Genomic DNA, 20,301 nt, shown 5'->3' with positions numbered 1-20,301 from the left:
CTAACCAGAAATTGCAAAATATTCAGGCTCAACTACAACCTGAATTTTTGAATTGAGCGTTAGCTGTAAATTATGTTCAAAGTAAAACGATCTAGAAGTGTAATTCATAGTGTTGCTCATCATGCAGTAAGCGCACTATCATGGTTGCACCCAAGACTTGGCCAAGAGTGCTTGGGGCAAAATGTAATCGAGTTAAATTTTGATTTACTAAACAGCAATATTACCAATCAAAATTTCGTGGCATCTAATGAAACAAAGATGGCTTTCAATACTCTTAAGTCAACTTTTGAGCGTATAGCGGAGGCTGAAGGAGTCGAAGTTAATCAACTTGTAAATGCATCAATTTCATTTGGCTTTGCAAAAGATCACTGGCCCAATTATTGTTGCTGTTCATGTACAAGTAGTAGCGGTAAATTTGTAAGTGTAAAGGTTGATGGTTTAGGTAATAAATATGGTTTACTCAGCACAGTTCGTGGTCTATACAGCTAACAAGTGCAGCTTGCCGGACTTGGGTAAACTGTCACCTTTTTCGCGCTGCGCAGCAAAAAAGCCGCCAGCTTACCCAAGCCGCAACTGCAGGCGTTATGTACCGCCTTCTTTTTGAGGTAAATTCTTTTTTAGGTTTGCTGGTTTCAGGTTGGTTTAGTATTTGTAACTTTTGAGTTTTCGCCAATGCTTGTTTGGCAAATATAATCACTAATTTTTAGTTGGCTCAAAGTTATCGGTTTAGTGTTAATTAGGCGGTGGACGTGTTTTTTTCTTCCGTTTATCTGTTAACTTTTAGTACTGTTTGTTAGTGTAAAGTTCATAAATACCAAATACATAACACATATGAGCCTTCCGCCAGTCAATAGGCGAGCCTAACTTATTTGACTGCTTTTGCAGTCAAATTAAAATCAATCAACAAATTCATCTACTTCGTCTGTCAGTTAGCTGTCAAATCATCGTTTACAGCAAACACATATAGAGGCTCTCTTAGTGCGATCTTATCGCTGCCTGACGCTTTTCAATCCTTTGAAATATCAGGGGCACTAGACATTTATCGGTTAACCCTAAGATGGCACTATTCAAGTCAGAGGTGCTTTGTGCACAGTTAGTTTCAGGCTCATTTAAGGTGTAAACGACTTTGGTGATTGTACTCATTAATGCGCGCCAATAAGGTGTCTAATCAAGTCAGCGTAGCTTAAATAGCATTTGGCATAGTGATGATGGTGAGAAGTCATTGCTTCATTAGCCACATCATTCACGTTCATGCTCGCTTCTCTTTTCAAGAGTATCTAGTTAGATGTTCAGCTCACCTTATTGCGCGACTTATCCTTTTAAGAATCGTTGTTCATCAAACACCGTTTTGTTCTTCAACATGAAATAGACGCAACGGCCAAGCTTATGTGCCAGTGCAGATAACGCTTTAGCCTTACTCATTCTTTTTTGTAATCTATTAAGATAGTTACGGGCTTTATCATTGCCTCGCAGGTAAAGCACAGCAGCTTCAGAGAATGCCCACTTTAAATGAGCATTACCGATTTTATTACCATTAGTACCATAGGTTTTACCCGCAGACTCAGCTTTGCATTTGACTAATCGAGAGTATGAAGCAAACTTTTGCACTGACTCAAATCGACTGATATCACCGATTTCATAGAGGATTGTCAGTGACAAAATCTTGCCAATACCTGGTACTGTTTTCAGTAATTCTAAATAGACGGGGTTATGGTTCTTGGCTTGTTTTTCAATAAACCATTCGACCTGTGCGAGTTCCTTGGCATAGCAATCAAGTAGTGCCATGTCTAAATCAATGTTGCGTTGGACGATAGGGTCTTGATATTGCTCGCGTAGTTTTTGTCTTGCAGAGATGTTTTTAAGGTTAAGTTCAGTGGCAGGTAAATTGTATTGGCTGTTGGTGTTAACCACATGACCTTTAAGCATAGCGCCGTGACGAACAATCTTCATACGTCGGCGTAACAGGTCACGCGCAGCGCGCATTTCACTTGGGTAATCGTAGGCTATTGGAAAATTGCCACCACGCAGCAGTGTGGCAATTTTAAATGAATCGACTTTATCGTTCTTAGTTTTACCGCCGTGAATCGCTTTCATATAAAGGGCATGACCTAGAATAAAGTCGATACCCAGTTCAGCACACCAATCAGACACCCAATACCAACAATGCATGCACTCAACTCCGACAATGACATTGCCGATATAGGGTTCAAGTATGAGTAGTAAGTCATCTTTGTCAGCGCCAATCTTTTTATGGACGACAACTTCCCCTTTAGAATCAATGATGCAGACATAAAGTAAGCGTGCATGTAAATCGATACCACAGTAGTATGGATGTGAGTTATTATAAAATCTCATTGAGCTTTCTCCTGTTGGTTTGGTCACCTTAAGCATACCGCTGATGCGGCTTGCTAGGGAGGGGGCTCAATGAGTATCAAGTTGCTTAAACGGACACAAACAGCTGGCTGTGCTCGTACCTCGCTATTATAGCCAGCCATTTTTAGCCGCTTAGCAAAGCGTTAAATGCCATGGACACATTAGAGAAACTCGCACAGAAAAATAAAGCTCATCAGAAGCAGCAGAGTAATGATCGCTTTTCTACTGTCGCCATGATCTTGGTTTTGGTTCCATTTTTATTTGGAATTGCCATCGATGTAGGGGTTATTAATTCATCTCTGAACTTTAACCTTTGGTTGTATGGCTTCGGTGCGCTTTGCTTTGGGTTACCTCTAGCGGCCATGGGAGATCTTATGCTTTTCTCGCGCTGGTTAAAAATTTCTGGTTTAATTATTACCCAAGGTTGGTTCATTTACTTTTGGGCTTTTCAAATGCAATCTTGGCTAGCGTTTGTACCATTAGTGCCAGCATTTGTTTTACTACAAATACAAATGCTCAAAATTAAAAAACAAGCTGAACGCGAGAAAAATGGCATTTAACAAGTTAAATCATCGGAAAACCGCTCACTGGCTGCGCCAAAACGTTCGCGTTTTCCGCTGTTTAAAGCGTTAGTGAGCAAGGAGTGTTCAAGTGCCAACTGGAGTTAAAGTCTTTGGTTTGGGTAATTTTGTTTATGGGCTTTTATTATTTGTCCCATCATTATTCCAAGGCTTTTCATTATCTTTATTAATTGGGGGCTGGTTAGCTCTCACGGGCATTGGATTGCTCTTGCGAAAAAATTGGAGCAGGATTCTATTTATTTATAGTTGGGTAATACCTGTTGGTATCATGCTTTATGAAGCACCTGCATTTTTACTATTAATACTCCAATTGCTAATACCTGCAATATATTTTGTTTTGGGTGCTATTTATCTTAACGGTAAAGAGGCTAAGGCGTATTTCGCAAAAGCTCACTAACACATATGAGCCTTCCGCCAGTCAATAGGCGAGCCTAACTTATTTGACTGCTTTTGCAGTCAAATTAAAATCAATCAACAAATTCATCTACTTCGTCTGTCAGTTAGCTGTCAAATCATCGTTTACAGCAAACACATATAGAGGCTCTCTTAGTGCGATCTTATCGCTGCCTGACGCTTTTCAATCCTTTGAAATATCAGGGGCACTAGACATTTATCGGTTAACCCTAAGATGGCACTATTCAAGTCAGAGGTGCTTTTTGCACAGTTAGTTTCAGGCTCATTTAGGGTGTAAACGACTTTGTTGATTGTATTTATTAAAACAAATAACATGGCCACCCAACATTGTTTGCCACCCAAGATTGTTGGCTAAATATTAAACCCTCAACTACGCTTTATTTACCCTTCCTAAATGGTATTTGAAGATGGCCAGACCAAGACAGACAATCGTCAGGCTAGAAGATACGCCTTCTCCTGCAAATAGAGAGTAGTCACTGTTGTTCGCGTGTGGTGCGTAAAGCTTTTTTGTGCGGTTTTGATAACTCAACAGGTGAAAACTTTGAACATCGACGCGAATGGGTTGATGCTCGTATTCTTGAATTAGCGACAATTTTCGCCATTGATATCTGTGCCTATGCATTCTTTGTAATGAACAGGGAGTAACCATTTACATGTAGTGGTTAAAGTGGACGCAGATAAAGCAAAAAACTGGTCAGATAAAGAAGTACTGATGCAGTGGCATAAAGACTTTAAAGGTACTTTACTGACACATAAGTTTGTAAAAGGTGAAGACCTAAACGAATTTGAACTTAATACTGTGAATGATTGCATAACTCAGTATAGACAACGCTTAATAGATATTAGCTGGTTTATGCGCTCACTTAGTGAGCCAATAGCCAGAATGGCCAATAAAGAAGATAAATGTACAGGTCGCTTCTGGGAAGGTAGGTTCAAGTCTCAAGCATTATTAGATGAAGCCGCAGTATTAGCCTGTATGGCCTATGTCGATTTAAACCCCATTCGTGCAAAGATGGCCACCACACCCGAAACCTCAGACTACACCAGCATTCAACGCCGAATAAATTCAGCGATAAAAGGTGAGCAACCAACAGAATTGTTGCCTTTTGTGGGTAATGAGCGTTTGAACATGCCTAATGGGTTATTGTTCAGCGTAAAAGACTACATAGTACTGGTTGAAGATACCGGCAGGATAATTCGACAAGATAAGTGTGGTGCCATTAGCTCAAGTAGCCAGGATATTCTCAATAGATTAAATATTCCTGCTGAAAACTGGTTAAAAATAACTACCGAATTTGGCGCATTATTCAAAGGTGCAGTAGGAGCTTTACCTGCATTAACTGACTATTGTGAACATTTAGACCGAAAGCGAGCGACAAGGCGCAGCCAACTGTCAGCGCTGGTTGTGTGCATAAACTCTAACTAGTCCTCCTCAACATCTAAATATTAACTTGAATATTATCAAGCTTTTCAGCTGTCTTGGTTTTAGCTAATGATTCATTTTGTGGATATCGAGTCTACAAAATCACTCTGTTATATCTGTTAGTTTAGAAAATTACAGCAGGTGTTGACCACTTAAAACAAAAGGAGCTATGTTGTGACTTAAAATTATGGGTGGCATTTTGCCTCTATTTACGGCTTAAGCGGGCGCTAGGCTTTTTATGCATGTATCAACAATGAATCTAAAGTTTCAGCCATTTATCGTATTTGTCATGCTGACATTGTTCGTCACTGGATGCAAAGATCACAAATCAAGCTCAGCACCGGTTGCCTCAGTGAGTTCTCCCAATGCGAGTTCTGCTCATGCTGCGGATAAGTGGCTTGGCAAGTGGGCCGGACCGGAGGGCACATTTTTTCTGCTCGCTGGTGGACGCGGAAAATACGAGGTCACAATCCAAAATCTTGACGGTCCGCAAACCTTTAAAGGCCTTGCTGTGGGAGATCAAATCAGATTTGAACGCAATGGCGTGAAAGAGCATCTGCGAGCAACAAGCTGTGTTGAAACAGGAATGAAGTGGCTTAGCGAGAAAGCAAACTGCCTGTCAGTTCGTGTCGGCAAAGGTTACTGCCGCGACTAGCGAAGGCTTCAATGCTATTAAGTATGAGCACACTCAGTATTCAACGATAAATAACATGTCCATATATGGCATTATTTTCTAACTTATACGCTTCTAACTGGCAGTAACTACGATCAGCAACAGTGTGTCTCCTCACTATCGTATATAGTGTTATATTGGCGTTACTACAATAATTTACGTATTGTAAAATATATACTTAAAGATGTAATGACAGGGAGTTTTACATGACGATAGGTAAGTTTTCACTAAGGGGCTTGGGTCACAAGGTTATTCGCAATTGTAATAGTGTTTACCTAAGCTGTTTTGCAGCCTTTTTTTTCCTGATGATTATAGTGCTGTTCTTGCTCCGTTTTACCTATGCCGCCAATGCAGGTGAAGGGTTAGTTGCAGACGCGTCAGTTGTATCTGATGCTGCTGTTTTGCAAGTACACATACCAATGGGCAAGGAGTTTGCTGAAAGTCATGTGTCATATTTTCCAAAGTTGTTGGCATTGGCGTTAGACAAAACAAGCATTACAGATGGGCCTTACAAGATATCCTATCTAAATGAGCAATATACCACTCATCGGCTTATTGCTGAACTATCGAAAGATAAGCATTTACTCAGTGTCATGTGGACAGCGAACAGCGCTGAGCGTCAACAGCAGTTACGTCCAGTTAAAATCTCAATTCTGAAAGGACTTAACAGCTATCGTATCTTTCTTATTAGAAAAGATGACCAGGTAAAATTTAATCTTGTTAATAGCTTACAGGATTTGCGAGGCTTTATTGCTGGGCAAGGTGCGCAGTGGCCTGATGCGAATGTATTGGCGGCTAATGACATGCCACTTGTCACTGTGACCCAATCCGATTCTTTGTTCCCGATGCTAGCCAGTAAACGCTTTGATTACTTTCCGCGAGGATTGTATGAAATATGGGCGGAGCAACCTGCCCATGCAAACAAAGGTTTGGTTATAGAGGAGTCATTGATCCTTAACTATCCATCGCCGATTTATTTTTTTGTAAATAAAAACGACAAAGCCTTAGCTGATCGTATTGAGCGCGGCTTAACTATTGCCATCAGTGATGGTAGTTTTGATGAACTTTTCTTTAGTGTTGAAGGGTTTAGAAAAGGATGGGCTGAACTGCATAACAATAATCGTAAGCTTTTGAAATTAAAAACTGATTTTCAAGATCAAGATTAGTGAGTGTATTCCAACTACTAATATGGTCTAAGATGCTTTTGAAACAATCAGTTCTTAATCAGACAAAACTATTTCCCACTTGATTGATATCAAGCTTTTCTGCGACTTCAAAATTATGGGTGGCATTATTGAAGTCCGGCATTATTGAAGTCGAAAGTCTATTGAAGTCCGCAATTGAAGTTCCCTAGTAAATTATCGACGTTTTCAGTGTGTATTTTGGTCTTTGGCATATTTCATAGCCTAATCTTACAGCGGATAATACCGCGCGATTTATGATGTTATTCGCTTGAAAATTCTTATGCTGATCAACCATTAACAAACAATATTTTGTTGCAGCGACTCTGGAATGGTAAAAACGAAATACGCACCTTTACTCTGTTTATTCTCAATACTGATATTTCCGCCTAGTTTTCCTGTGACAAGGTTATAAACAATATTCATTCCTAAGCCACTTCCGCCCTGGTTGCGTTTGGTGGTGAAAAATGGATCGAAAACCTTTGGTCTGTCATGCAGTGGAATACCAATTCCATTGTCTTTATAGTGAAATTGAATTAAACCTTTATTTTGGATTATTTCGATTTCAATTTTTCCATTGTCAATATCAACTAATCCGTGGGTCATTGAGTTACTGATGAGGTTAGTTATAATTTGTCCAATGGCACCAGGATAGGTTTCGATTGTCAGTGCTTTATCACAAATAATATTCCATGTGTGTGATGTATTTTCAAAATAGGGCTGCAGACTTAAAAGAAGTTCAGTGAGATATTTTTTTACATTTATAATGCGCGCTTCATCATTTGATTGATCTACCGCTAACTGTTTAAAACGTCCTATTTGACTGGCTGCACGGTTAAGGTTGGACTCGATAATTGCAGAAGATTTAGAGGCCGTCTGTAAAAATCTCTCTAAATCATTACGAGTCAATTTATCTTGATGATAAAGCGTTTGGTAGAAGCTAACTTGTTGAGTCAAATGAGATGATGCCGTTAAACAAACCCCGACAGGATTATTGATTTCGTGTGCTACGCCGGCAACCATTCCTCCCAAGGATGCTAAACGCTCAGAGCGAATAATTTGATCTTGAGCGCTTTTCAATTCGGCTAAAAAACGATTTAGTTCCTGGTTTTTATGTTGTAGTTCCGCTGTTCTTTCATTTATAGATTGCTCTAGGTTTTTATTGAGTAAAAGAATTTGTTGTTCAGTATAACGACGTTCTTTTATTTCATGTTTTAGTTGCTCAATTTTTAGATTAAGGGTTGCAAAAATCGCCGTGGATTGTTCTTTATTGTTACATTGCAACATGATCAAGGGCTGATGATTATTAGCACTGGATCTTATCGCACTCCCATTACATCGGTATGTCGAACTAGACTCATTTTGTTCATGAAATATCAAGCTTGAGGGGAGAGGGGTTTGAGTGCGAGACCACATTTTTAACAGCCGCTCTATTTTATCAGGGCTTTCATTTAAGAGTTCACTGATGTGAACCATAGAGCTTGTTTGTTTTAGTAACGGAAATATATATTTAGCGCGGCTGTTAAAGGACACGATAATGCCTTTATTAGTGAGTAATAAATGAGGCGATTGAAGTGCATTAGTGATTCTATCGAAGTTATCTGGTAGCATTTTGATTAACTTCCCTCGTAGTACTCTCTACCTTCGGCTTCCTCTGCCTCGTCAGTTGCTTGGAAATACACTGTGACATGGCAACATTTATCGCCTCGAGCAATTGTTTTATCTAGGGTGACTTTGGCATAGCCGTTATTTTCAGCCGCTATGGTGCCAAAAACGTTAGATGTCATCATACATAATGAAGGGCGGCCATGAACTTTATCACCAAATGGACAAGTGTTATTACCAAAAATAACCTTATTTTCATCCACGCTAATAATATGAAAATTGCCTTTTATACGAGTTTTGAGGTCTTGTAATACCCCACAAATTTGGTCTCTACTTAGTTTGGATACCTGTAATTCTTTTTTATAGCTATCATTGATTTCATTACCAATCTCTTGACCGACGATACTGATAAATCCCGATGCCTCATCAAGGCCGATAAGGTCCTCTAATTGCCCTGAGATCCCTCGAATAACCGAGCGAAAAAAAGTATCACGTTCAAGCGGGATACTGAGATGATCTAATCGGATATTGTTTACCTTTATCTCATTCATGATTATTTTCCGTCGCTCGTTGAAAGTGATTATCTATTGCAATGTCTTAAATAGTTTTTCCAATTTTTGTATTGGTCTACTTTAATTTCAAATGCTTGATCGGCTGGAAGAGGAGGGCTACAGAGATACCCTTGAATTGAATCGCAGCCTAATTCATCCAGAAAACTCAATTGCTCAGTAGTTTCGACACCTTCGGCAATGACATTCAGCCCAATTGAGTGAGCTAAGGTTATAATTGCAGAGGCAATGGCTCTATCATCTTTATTGGTTGTAACATCTGTGATGAATGATCTATCAATTTTCAACAGATCAAAGGGCATTCTTCTTAGGTAATTCATCGAAGAGTATCCTGTTCCAAAATCATCTATCGACAGTGATACCCCCAAATTATGCAGCTCATGTAATTTTTCGGCGGTTTCAGTAATATTATCTATTAATATACTTTCGGTGACTTCAAGCTCAAGATATTTCGCCTCTAATCCTGTTTTGATAAGTATTTCATGGACCATTTCAACAAAGTTTTTCTCTTTGAATTGATGAATTGAAATATTAACAGCGACTTTTTTTGCCACTTGCCCTGCAGATTGATTGGCTTTTTCCTGCTGACAAGCGGTCTGCAACACCCAATGCCCAACCGGTATAATCATGCCAGTTTCTTCTAATAGAGGAATAAAACTGTCGGGAGAAATTAAGCCATGTTCAGGATGTTGCCAGCGAAGCAATGCTTCATATGCCTCAATTTTGCAGGAGGTTAAACTTAGCTGAGGTTGATAATATAATTTAAATTCGTCACGCTCTAATGCACGGCGTAATCCAGATTCAAGCGTTAGGCGGTTTAATGTAACTTGTTCAATTTCAGAGGTATAAAACCGAAATGAATTCCTACTACTTCCTTTAGCAAGATACATAGCGGCATCTGCATTTTTAAGGAGTAATTGTGCAGTAATTCCGTGATCAGGGTAAAGACTGATACCAATGCTGGCTGTAATAAATAATTCAAAACCTTCATATAAGTAGACTTCAGAAAGTGAGCTCAGTATCTTTTGCGCTATCGCAGCAATATCGTTTACCGCTGCGATGTCATTCAGCATAATGGCAAACTCATCGCCACCAAAACGGGCAACAGTATCATCATCACGCATACAGTCTGATAACCTTTGCGCCATTTCATTGAGCAATAAATCACCAACATGGTGGCCAAGTGAGTCATTAATGATTTTGAATCTATCTAAGTCTAAAAATAATACCGCCAGGATACGGTTTCTCCAATGTGCTGTTTTAATTGCTTGCTCGAGACGATCGAGGAACAAAACACGATTTGGTAAACCTGTTAGTGAGTCATGATGGGCGAGGTGATAGAGATTCTCTTGTGCCTCAATACGGTCCGTAATGTCTTTACCGCTAGATATATAGCTAGTAATTTCACCTAGGCTATTGAGCTGTGGGGTTATTGTTTTCTCTTCGTAGTAAAGGCGTCCGCTTTTATGCCTATTAATAATAATCTCATTAAAAATTGAGCCCCTTTGAATTGTTTTCCAAAGTCGATGATAAAACCGATAACTTTGTTTATCTGATTTTAATATTCTAGGAGTACGGTTTATGAGTTCTTCTTTTGCGTATCCAGTCATCTGACACATAGCCGGATTTACATATTCAATAATACCTTCCTTGTTTGTTATCATAATGCCATCGGCTATTTGCTCAATAGCCGTTGCCAGTTTACGCATTTCAAGTTCCGCATTACGCCGCTCTGTAATATCTTGTAAGGTGCCAACTATGTTAATTACCTGGCCATCTGGGCTAATTGACACATCACCTTGGTGCCTTATAAAAAGTACGGTTCCATTATCAAGCACTAAGTGATGCTCTATATCATAGGGTTTTTGTTCTCGGATTGTTTGCTTGAGAATATCCAAAACATAATTTTGATCTTCAATTGCTAATTTAGCGATAAAATCTTCTTGTAAAATAAATCTCTTGCCTTCGGGAAGTTGGAGTATGCGATATATTTGTTCCGAGCAAGAAACGCTATCATTTGTAATTGACCATTCAAAATGGCCTATTTTAGCAATTCTTTGGGCCTCAGCGAGTCGATCTTCGCTGCACTGAAGAGCTGCAAGACTTTGGTTTTTGATCACCATTTGTTGTTGTAGTTGATCGTTTACTTCAATTAAGTCCTGAGTTCTTGCTTTTACCAATGATTCTAAATTGTCGTTGTTTGTCGATAGTTGGTTAATGGTGCAAATATCATCATAGGATCTCAGTGAAGTGATCATAGCTGTTTCTAGGTATTGCGAGGTAAGTTTGCTTTTTTCTAGGTAATCATTGATATCATATAAGCGTACAATTTTATGCTCAGGGGCTTGACCGGGCTGACCTGTTCGTAAAATAATCCTAACCGTTCTATTTTGCAGCTCTTCACGAATATACCTTACGGTCTCAAGCCCTGCAGTATCACTTTCCATCACCACATCTAGCAATAAAACGGCTGCGTCGGGATGTAATGCCATCATTTCACGCGCTTCTTTACCCGAATAACCATGTATAAAATGAATCTTACGTTCTTTAAACGTAAAATCATTAAGCACTAGCTGTGAAACGTCATGAATGTCCTGATCATCATCAATAATTACCACTTTCCATGTTGATTTTTTAGCGGGTATTTTTGAGTCATGGCTGTCAGTTCGTTTTGTTCTTGGAGTGTTAGCGAATAATAATTCTTCACCACGCTCAATACTGGGACTGCCTTGTATGTTCATAGACTTCCTTTACTCTATAAATATTCATGATTAGTTTTATAATCTTTAATATTTATAGCTTAGTAAAATATTTTTGTACATTATGATGGCAATAAAATAAAAATCATCGTGGCCTCGATTGTTGATTAAGTATTAAACAGCCTGCTAGGCTTTGTTTGTTCTTTTAAAATGATGATTGAGATGACATCACCCCAAAAATAGCGGTTAGCTTATTAGATGCTAGAGCTGATTTTCACTGTTTTTTGGGAGTGGGCGTGAAGGCTTTTTGTGTGGAGTTGAGTGTTTTTAGGGAAGATTGGATTGAAAAAATATATGGTTATCGAAAAATTTAAGCTCGGATGTTTTGAGGCAAATTATGCAAGATATAACGCTAAAGGGCGTATGTTTCCTGACGGGCTTCATTATCTAAATTCTTGGGTAAATAAAGAGCTTAATGTCTGTTATCAACTCATGGAGTCTAACGATATTGAGCTATTTTATGAGTGGTTTAAAAAGTGGGATGATTTGGTCGATTTTGAGTTAGTGCCACTGGATTAGTTTACGGGTAATTAGCCTGTTGGTTGGGATGTTTTTCGCCGGCTGCGACTCTTTCTTCACCAATTACAATCAATTTAAACCGTTTATAATTGGTGTGTTAGTGTATAAAAAGGATTTTTAGTGCTGAAGGTTTAGGGAAGGAGCTGGAGTAACATAATAATCGTAAACTTCTAAAATTAAAGGCTAAATGACAACATCAATATTAGAGTTAATAACATGACTATTGATGCTTTTTACAACAGAAACAAAGATTAGCTGTGCCAAACTATAGTTTAGCGTTCGACTCCCGCATCGTCCTACTCAAGCAAACTATAAATTAACAATCAATGACTTAATTAAGGCGACTTACTTAACTCAATAAGATTTCGATAGGGTATATTACGGATATTGAATCAGTTATAATTAACATACTCAATGGAACTGATACATAATTGAACCTATGTATAATGGGCTAGAACAATGAAAAAGGAATTTCAGTGAAAAACTTATCTGCTAGGCAATATCAATTCTTCCCAAGCTACTCAGTCACTCTGAGTCAGCATCAAACTGTAAATGACTCACTATATAAGCATAAAGCTTGCTAATAATTTGGACTCGTCATCGGCTAGAAAGACCTAGAGCTGACTTCATATTGTGATATTTGCTCATATTTTAATGGCCTAATCAAGGTGTTTAACTATGAACAATATTGCGGTTTAGTTTCAAATTAATCCCAAGGCATCATAAAGTATTTTGTCTATTTACCACAGGGTAGTGGCAATAACCAATTCAATAATATAAGGAAATTTAAATGAATCTTGCTCGTAAAATTACTGCAATCGCTGTAGCGGGTGCACTTTCTGCTTGTGCAGCGACACAAGTTGACAATACACCAAAGCACCCGACAGCAGTGGTTACTGCAGAATTTACTATTAATGGTTTATATCTGCCGGATCATAAAGGTACGCAAACCGTTTATACACGTGAAAATATGCGTGCGATCGATCAAAAAGCGGAATTTGATAGTTTTTATATGGGTTGGGCTGACTACGATGAGACTCTTATTTTCAGGATTTCTGAAAACCTACTATGGCATGTTGATCATGATAAGAAAACCTATCGTGAATGTCCTCTCAGTGGTTGTAAAAATGTGTTTGAAGAATTTATGGCTAAAACCCAAAGCGCTTCAGATGAGGAAGAAGAATATGAAACTTATGAAGAAAAAGGCTGTAGTGTCACGTTAGATAAAAATGACTTCACAGTCGTTGCGACTAATAACACACGTAAAATAGGTGGCTTAGCCTCGCAGGAATATACCGCGACTTGGACAACCGAATTTAAAGATGAAAACGGTAAAATAGACCTTAATTTACTGCAATTTGTATTTTGGACCACCACCCCAACGGCAGACATGAAAGGCGTTTGGAAAATTCATGAAAAAGCCACTGACAACTATCTTAATCAGGTAGGCGACAAAAATGGTTTAGTCCGTTTATTGGGTAAAGATGGCTATAAAGCCATTAGTGCTTTTAGTGGTGACGTAGAGAAAAATGATAAACAAAATTTTAATAGCATTACTGAAAAGCTAGCCACTATTCAAGGTTACCCATTATCGATAAAAATGGAATGGTTTCAAAAAAGTGAAGCTTGCCCTACGGTGAAGAAAAAGCGATCTGACGCTGGGCTCGATTTATCTCAAGGCCTTGAAAGTGCAGCGACAAATTTTTTTGGTAATCTGATTAAAGATGAAGCAGATAACGTTGTTGACAGTGTTGTTTCAGAGTGGAAAAAAGATGCAAGGGTACGTTATATATATGAAGTTACTTCAGTGTCTGAAAAACAAATAAATGATAGTCGATTTAATGTGCCCAATGGCTATACACTTGAAGATAGACAATAAAAATACTTAGATAAGGCCTCTTCATAAACGACTAAAGCAAGTGTGCTTAACGTTAATAAAACCCGATTAACATTGCGTGTTAATCGGGTTTTATTGATTTAGGGCCGAGTGATATCGGATAAAATCTAAGAGTTCATTTTACGTATTTCCACTCACATTACTGCCAACAACGACTTTAACAGTTTGGCCCCTTAGTCTTATCAGTGTCTTTTGTTGTTACGATAACCATTCTAATAAATAGAATGCTTTAAGGCATTTTTTGCTATTTTTATTCAACTTAATAGTCGATAAGCTAGAGGCAATTCACTGGCAAAACTGTTTTGCTAGTCTGGTATTTCGAGGTGATTATGCAAATTATCTATAAAACTCAAGCTCGCCCAGCAATGGATGGTGACGGGGTGAACATTAAACGTGTCGCTGATTTTGGTAAACAAAGCTATGACCCCTATTTAATGTTGGACGAATTGAAGTCGGATGATAAGCAAGATTTTATTGGCGGTTTTCCACCGCACCCTCATCGTGGCATTGAAACCTTTACCTATATTATGAAAGGCGGTTTTGAGCACCGTGATCATATGGGTAATGTGAAAGCTATTCGTGCTGGTGATGTACAGTGGATGAGCACAGGTAGTGGCGTTATTCATTCTGAAATGCCGTTAGCAGATGCTAATGAAGGGCTACACGGTTTTCAAATTTGGCTCAATATGCCAGCTAAAGACAAAATGCGTCCGGCTATTTATCGCGATACAACGGTTAATCCTAATCCAAGTTTGCTCAACAATAAGGGCGCCAAGCTGATTGCGTTAGCCGGCACTTGGCAGTTTGCTGATACACCAGACAGTATCATTAATACCCATATTGAAGGGCTTGCAGGCAGTGGGGCGATCGCTGATTTGATTATTGAGCCAAACAGCTCTGCTAATATTGCGTTAAACCAGCATGGCGCAGTCAATATCTATATTTACCAGGGCCAGCTTAACGTGCTGGTTGACGGCGAAAAAGTGGTGTTTGGCGAAGGCACTATGCTTAAACTTAATCCGCACATATTGGCACAGTTCAACGCAGGTGACTCAGGGCTAGGGTGTTTAATTCTGGCGGGTAACCCAATTAATGAGCAGATTGTGCATATGGGGCCGTTTGTAATGAATACTCAAGCTGAAATTAATCAAGCGGTTGAAGATTACCAGCAAGGGCGTTTTGGCCATTTAGCACATTAATCTTCTAGCGGGTTGCTGATTTATTAAACGGCTAAAATAATAGAGCTTAAACAATGATGCAGTAATTTTTGGGGTTTATTGCTATAATTAGCCCGTTCCGGCCAAAGCCATTTGCTTTGGCCTTATTATTTTTAGTTTGCTTTCAGCACAGGATATTCCTTTGAGTCAATCACCTTCGCAAGTTGCCAGTCAGGCATTTTCATCATTAAACTTAAAACCCGAGTTATTAGATAACCTTAGCACTATGGGCTATGAGTCTATGACACAAATCCAAGCAGAAAGTTTACCGCCGATTTTAGCGGGTGATGATGTGATTGGCCAAGGTAAAACCGGCTCAGGCAAAACTGCCGCCTTTGGTTTAGGCTTGTTAAATAAATTAGATGTGAAGCGTTTTCGCATTCAAACTATGGTGCTTTGTCCTACGCGTGAGCTAGCAGACCAGGTCGCTAAAGAAATTCGTACTTTAGCCCGCGGCATTCATAACGTGAAAGTACTCACCTTATGTGGTGGTGTGCCAATGGGGCCACAAATTGGTTCACTTGAACATGGCGCGCACATTATTGTCGGTACCCCGGGGCGTATTATTGATCATTTAGATCGTAACCGTCTTGATTTAAGCGATGTGAATATGTTGGTGTTAGACGAAGCCGATCGCATGTTAGAAATGGGCTTTCAAGAGCACATTGATGCGATTATCGACCAAACTCCGCATGAGCGCCAAACCCTGCTGTTTAGTGCGACTTTTCCAGAGCAAATTCAATCTATTGCTGAGCGCATCATGTATAAGCCGGTGATGGTTAAAGTGGAATCAACCCACGATAACTTAACCATTGAACAGCGCTTTTACCGTATTGAAGACAACCAAGGCCGCTTAGAAGCGCTGCGTTTGTTATTACTTGATAAGCAACCAGAAAGCGCTGTGGTATTTTGTAATACCAAGCGTGAAACCCAAGACGTGGCTGATGCACTGCTTGAGTTTGGTTTCAGTGTTTTAGCATTACACGGCGATTTAGAACAACGCGATCGCGATCAAATGTTACTGCAATTTGCTAACAAAAGTGCCCGTATTTTAGTGGCAACTGACGTTGCAGCCCGTGGTTTAGACATCGATGCGTTAGATGCGGTATTTAACTACCATTTAGCTTACGACAGCGAAGTGCATATTCACCGCATTGGCCGTACAGGTCGTGCGGGTAGCCAAGGTGCAGCATATAGCTTCTTTGGTGAAAATGACGGCTATAAAATGGCGATGATTGAAGAAGCGCTGAATAAAGATATTGTGCCTTCAACACTGCCACCATTAAGTGCGTTAACTAAAGCACCGCTTGCACCTCTTATGCAAACCATACAAATTGAGGGCGGCAAGAAACAAAAAATTCGTCCAGGCGATATTGTTGGTGCATTGACTGGCGAAAACGGCATTGATTTCAACGATATTGGTAAAATTAAAGTGACTGATATTCGTGCTTACGTTGCCGTATCTCGCACCGTGGCACAGGAAGCTATGTCTAAAATTACCAAGGGCAAGCTGAAAGGTAAAACCTACCGCGCTTGGTTTATGTAAAACAGACTTATCAACTAGCATTATTGGATAGTCGCTTATCGTGACTTAACCCTATAGCTAGTCGTTAGTTTCACCTCAAAAGGAGCATTATGCTCCTTTTTTGTTTTCGTTTTTTAATAGCATCATCACGGTAAGCGGCAGTCTTATCTGATTATTACTTTGAGCTAGCGCCATGTTTGAGGTAAATTCACCGCAAGTAAAATGATCAATAACGTCAATAGACGGATACTGAACAGTCGATTTCAAAAGGTATGATTGCTATGACTCCCGCCATTGATTTAGTTAAAAAACACCGCTTACCTTTTACTGTGCATGAGTATCAGCATGACTCGAATGCGGTTTCTTATGGTTTAGAAGCGGCTGAAAAGCTGCAAGTTCCCGCTGAACTGGTGTTTAAAACCTTAGTGGTCGAAACCGACAGCCATAAATTAGCGGTAGCGATATTGCCGGTCAGCCAACAGCTGAACTTTAAGAAAATGGCCAAAGCGCTGAAGGTTAAAAAAGTGCACATGGCAGACAGTGCTTTGGTGGAACGCACAACAGGTTATGTATTAGGTGGGGTGAGTCCTTTGGGGCAAAAAAAGCGTTTGGCCACTGTGATTGATCAAAGCGCAGCGTTATTACCACAACTGTATTTTAGTGCCGGTAAAAGAGGGCTTGAATTACAGATGTCGCCAACGGATTTACAAGCGTTACTGTCCGCCAGTTTTGCTGATATTACCAATGACTAAACTGTTTGTTCACCGTGATGATTCAAACACCGCCGTTATTCAAACACGGCAGTTATTCAAATTGAGGCCTTAACGCTTCTGGCAGTGAAAACTGCACAGGTGTCGCTGTGACGGGGCAAACAAAAGCAAATTCACAACAGCATAATTTTAAATCTGGAGCATCGGCTGCAGCATTGCCATGTAATCTGTCGCCCACCACAGGGTGACCAATACTGGCCATGTGAATGCGAATTTGATGTTTACGACCCGACTCAATTTTAACCTGCACTTTAGATTGATCTAATTCAGGGTTGTACTGGAATAAAATTGCGTGCGATAGCGCGGGTTTACCATCTACTTGGGTATTAATAGTTACCGTATTATCGGCAAAACGTCCTTGCACTATCACCTGGTAAAATTTATCTAACTGACGAGTCTCAAACAGTTTAGCAACTGCTGCGGTGGCTTTTTTGGTGTGGCCGATAATAATCAACCCAGATGCTGCACGGTCAAGACGGTGGATAATATACGCGCTACGTGGCGGCTCGGTATTTAATTCAATAAAGCGGTTTATGGTGGTGTGATCGCTCCACTTAGAAGCCTGGCAACGTAAACCATAGGGTTTATACCACAGGCTGTAATCGCCTTGATCAAACATCAACTCAGCAGTAGCAGGCACTTCTGCCAGTATGTGGCTGTTGTAATATAAATGGAGTTTATCGCCCACTTTAAGGGCTTTTTTCGCCCGTCTAAGTCGAATAACCTGTTTGCCATGGGTGTGCCAAACGGCGCCTTTTTGCATGGCCTGTTTGATGACTTGCTTTGATAGACCAGAATGTTGCGACAATAACGTGCTTGCATCGACCTCACAGGAAGTAATGTCGAGGTGACATTCAATCAGATTATCTATTTGTGGTGTATCTGGCATAGTTTGCATCGACTTTTACAGTTTGATAAACACTATTTTACGTGATTTGTTGCTGAAGAGGTGATCAATTTGGCGATAGGTGAATAATATTTCAGGCCACTTTAACCGTAAGTTTCTTTATTGGTTAGATAAAACAGCGTAGCATTAGCGCCATAAGTCAGCCTTTTTTGGAGTAACAATTGGATCATTTCGTTTGGAATTTAGACCCTGTTTTGGTGTCGTTTATGGGGTTGACTGTACATTGGTACGGCGCATTATTTGCTACCGCGATAGCGGCGGGTTTTCAGGTAATGAAAAAAATCTATCAGGCAGAAGGCTTAGATCTTGAGTCATTAGACAACTTTTTGGTTTACTGCGTTATCGGTATTATTGTCGGTGCAAGGTTAGCCCATTGCGTGTTTTATGATCCGAGTTATTATTTTGCCCATCCGTTAAAAATTCTCGCGATCTGGGAAGGTGGCTTAGCCAGCCATGGCGGCGGCTTAGGGGCTATTTTAGCGCTGTATTATTACAAGAGAAAAATAGGCCTGCCATTTTTGTTTTTGTTAGACAGACTGGCGATTGCCACGGCAATTTTTGGCTTTTTTGTGCGTATGGCAAATTTTGCCAATTCAGAAATTCTAGGTGAGCCAACCACAAAACCCTGGGGTATCATCTTTGAACGTATCGATTTGCTACCGCGTCATCCGGCGCAATTGTATGAAGCCGTGGCGTATTTGTTGATCTTTATTCTGCTGGTGGGTTTATATCGCAAAACAAAGTTAAAGCTACAACATGGTGGTCTATTCGGGGTGTTTTTAGTATTAGTGTTCAGCGCCCGTTTTGCGATTGAATCGGTTAAGGTTAGCCAAACCGCTTACAGCGAAGCCTTGATGACAGCAGGGCAGTGGTTAAGTGTGCCGTTTTTAATTGTCGGTGTTGTATTACTTGGCCGCGCTATGATGGCAAAAAGTGAACCCGTGACAAAGAAGTGATTAGCTAACGCTATCAATATTTTTAAGGCGATTTAATAAGCGAACAAAAAAGTGGTCAAGGCGATATGCGCCTGACCACTTTTTTATGCTAATAACAATTATGTCGATAACAATCTAGTTTCGCGTGCCTGTGAGCCGCTATTACTATTTAAAATTCATTTAACTTTAAAATTATTTCAATTTAAATATCACTTCAACGCGATCGCTCACGGTCACTTGTCCTTGCTGATAACCCTGATTGGCATCACTCGATTCTGCCGCCATACGGTACATTACCGGTTGCACGGGCTGTTGGTCAAAATAGCGAATTTGCCACACGCCATCGACCTTTTTATCAAATCCTTTGGCTAACGATGCGGCTTTTTGCTTAGCATCTGTGATAGCGCTTTGACGTGCCTGTTCAACATATTCCGCCTGTTTACTTGAGCTCAGTTTAATGTTGTTAACCCGATTGATACCTTGATCTAAAGCAGTGTCGAGTAAGTCATTTAACTGGCTTAAATCTCGTACGGTAATCGTCATGCTTCTGCTGGCCTGGTAAGCCACCAGTTTAGCGGGTTCATTATTTTGATAATGATATTGCGGGCGGATATTTAAATTGGCGCTGTCGATATCATTTTTGGCAATACCGGCTTTATCTAATCGGCTTAAAAACTGACTAATGGCCTTATCTGACTCGGTTTTAGCTTCTTTTGCTGTGGGTGCATCAACCACTACTTCAATATCAATGGTGGCCATATCGGCCTCAATGCTAATTTCGCTGTTGCCGATGGTTTCTAAGTGGGGAAATGGTAAGTCTGCCGCAAAAGCCGGTAAAGCACTGAACGCCAGCACTGATGACATGATTGATGCCAGTACTGATGTGCGTACTGTAGGAAAGGTTAAGGCTGAAAATGAGTTAGAAAAAGTAAGTTGCTTCATGTATTGCTCCA

Annotated in this window: 17 protein-coding genes and 1 pseudogene; 12 read left to right on the top strand and 6 right to left on the bottom strand. The window is 39.9% G+C overall.

Going from position 1 to position 20,301, the window contains the following annotated elements; translation table 11 throughout:
- Positions 1–72 precede the first annotated feature (72 nt).
- Positions 73–489 carry a hypothetical protein gene (locus tag ACRWQN_RS16905; protein ID WP_434939010.1) on the top strand — a complete coding sequence of 139 codons (417 nt, stop codon included), beginning with the start codon at positions 73–75 and terminating at the stop codon, positions 487–489.
- 822 nt (positions 490–1,311) lie between these two features.
- Here ACRWQN_RS16905 and ACRWQN_RS16900 read toward each other — a convergent pair.
- Positions 1,312–2,355: an IS110-like element ISShfr7 family transposase gene (locus tag ACRWQN_RS16900; protein ID WP_434939008.1), complete on the bottom strand. Its 1,044-nt coding sequence runs from the start codon at positions 2,353–2,355 to the stop codon at positions 1,312–1,314.
- A 170-nt stretch (positions 2,356–2,525) separates the two neighbouring features.
- Here ACRWQN_RS16900 and ACRWQN_RS16895 point away from each other — a divergent pair, with 170 nt between their 5' ends.
- The 5 genes and pseudogenes from ACRWQN_RS16895 (at position 2,526) to ACRWQN_RS16875 (ending at position 6,630) form a co-directional block, all read left to right on the top strand.
- Entirely contained in the window at positions 2,526–2,933 is a 408-nt protein-coding gene (locus ACRWQN_RS16895) for a hypothetical protein (RefSeq protein WP_434939006.1), read from the top strand.
- A gap of 91 nt (positions 2,934–3,024) precedes the next feature.
- Positions 3,025–3,351 carry a hypothetical protein gene (locus ACRWQN_RS16890; protein ID WP_434939004.1) on the top strand — a complete coding sequence of 109 codons (327 nt, stop codon included), beginning with the start codon at positions 3,025–3,027 and terminating at the stop codon, positions 3,349–3,351.
- 424 nt (positions 3,352–3,775) lie between these two features.
- A pseudogene (locus ACRWQN_RS16885) lies at positions 3,776–4,783 on the top strand (transposase).
- 246 nt (positions 4,784–5,029) lie between these two features.
- Positions 5,030–5,446: a hypothetical protein gene (locus ACRWQN_RS16880; RefSeq protein ID WP_434939003.1), complete on the top strand. Its 417-nt coding sequence runs from the start codon at positions 5,030–5,032 to the stop codon at positions 5,444–5,446.
- A gap of 341 nt (positions 5,447–5,787) precedes the next feature.
- Positions 5,788–6,630 (top strand): hypothetical protein, encoded by an 843-nt coding sequence (locus ACRWQN_RS16875; RefSeq protein ID WP_434939001.1) that lies wholly within the window; start codon positions 5,788–5,790, stop codon positions 6,628–6,630.
- 312 nt (positions 6,631–6,942) lie between these two features.
- Here the strand turns inward: ACRWQN_RS16875 and ACRWQN_RS16870 are convergent, their stop codons facing one another.
- From ACRWQN_RS16870 to ACRWQN_RS16860, 3 genes are read right to left on the bottom strand one after another with little or no spacing between them, the layout of a single operon-like run.
- On the bottom strand, positions 6,943–8,256 hold the full coding sequence (locus ACRWQN_RS16870; RefSeq protein ID WP_434938999.1) for a sensor histidine kinase: 1,314 nt from the start codon (positions 8,254–8,256) through the stop codon (positions 6,943–6,945).
- A 5-nt stretch (positions 8,257–8,261) separates the two neighbouring features.
- Positions 8,262–8,801, bottom strand: a complete 540-nt coding sequence (locus ACRWQN_RS16865; protein ID WP_434938998.1) for a methanogen output domain 1-containing protein — start codon at positions 8,799–8,801, stop codon at positions 8,262–8,264.
- A 29-nt stretch (positions 8,802–8,830) separates the two neighbouring features.
- Entirely contained in the window at positions 8,831–11,437 is a 2,607-nt protein-coding gene (locus ACRWQN_RS16860) for a two-component system response regulator (protein ID WP_434938996.1), read from the bottom strand.
- A gap of 423 nt (positions 11,438–11,860) precedes the next feature.
- Here ACRWQN_RS16860 and ACRWQN_RS16855 point away from each other — a divergent pair, with 423 nt between their 5' ends.
- The 5 genes from ACRWQN_RS16855 to ybaK all read left to right on the top strand — a co-directional run bounded on the left by ACRWQN_RS16855 (position 11,861) and on the right by ybaK (position 17,488).
- Complete coding sequence (locus ACRWQN_RS16855) at positions 11,861–12,097, top strand: DUF3303 domain-containing protein (protein WP_434931249.1); 237 nt, start codon at positions 11,861–11,863, stop codon at positions 12,095–12,097.
- A gap of 790 nt (positions 12,098–12,887) precedes the next feature.
- Positions 12,888–13,976, top strand: coding sequence for a hypothetical protein (locus tag ACRWQN_RS16850; protein WP_434927056.1), 1,089 nt, complete (start codon positions 12,888–12,890; stop codon positions 13,974–13,976).
- 347 nt (positions 13,977–14,323) lie between these two features.
- Positions 14,324–15,193: a pirin family protein gene (locus tag ACRWQN_RS16845; RefSeq protein WP_434938994.1), complete on the top strand. Its 870-nt coding sequence runs from the start codon at positions 14,324–14,326 to the stop codon at positions 15,191–15,193.
- A gap of 160 nt (positions 15,194–15,353) precedes the next feature.
- The gene (dbpA, locus tag ACRWQN_RS16840) at positions 15,354–16,757 is read left to right on the top strand and encodes an ATP-dependent RNA helicase DbpA (RefSeq protein ID WP_434938992.1); all 1,404 of its coding nucleotides are present in this window, start codon (positions 15,354–15,356) and stop codon (positions 16,755–16,757) included.
- Positions 16,758–17,017: 260 nt separating this feature from the next.
- Positions 17,018–17,488, top strand: coding sequence for a Cys-tRNA(Pro) deacylase (ybaK, locus tag ACRWQN_RS16835; RefSeq protein WP_434938991.1), 471 nt, complete (start codon positions 17,018–17,020; stop codon positions 17,486–17,488).
- Between the two features lie 52 nt (positions 17,489–17,540).
- Here ybaK and ACRWQN_RS16830 read toward each other — a convergent pair whose 3' ends face one another.
- The gene (locus ACRWQN_RS16830; protein WP_434938989.1) at positions 17,541–18,404 is read right to left on the bottom strand and encodes a pseudouridine synthase family protein; all 864 of its coding nucleotides are present in this window, start codon (positions 18,402–18,404) and stop codon (positions 17,541–17,543) included.
- Between the two features lie 170 nt (positions 18,405–18,574).
- On the opposite strand from ACRWQN_RS16830, the gene lgt reads away from it, so the two are divergent.
- Complete coding sequence (lgt, locus tag ACRWQN_RS16825) at positions 18,575–19,369, top strand: prolipoprotein diacylglyceryl transferase (protein ID WP_434938987.1); 795 nt, start codon at positions 18,575–18,577, stop codon at positions 19,367–19,369.
- A gap of 171 nt (positions 19,370–19,540) precedes the next feature.
- Here the strand turns inward: lgt and ACRWQN_RS16820 are convergent, their stop codons facing one another.
- Positions 19,541–20,290, bottom strand: coding sequence for an oxidative stress defense protein (locus ACRWQN_RS16820; protein ID WP_434938986.1), 750 nt, complete (start codon positions 20,288–20,290; stop codon positions 19,541–19,543).
- Between the last annotated feature and the right edge of the window lie 11 nt (positions 20,291–20,301).

Source organism: Shewanella sp. HL-SH8, assembly GCF_051165765.1.
GTDB lineage: Bacteria > Pseudomonadota > Gammaproteobacteria > Enterobacterales > Shewanellaceae > Shewanella > Shewanella glacialimarina.
The sequence above is the reverse complement of the archived record's forward strand: the minus strand, read 5'-3'. Positions and strand labels throughout refer to the sequence as shown.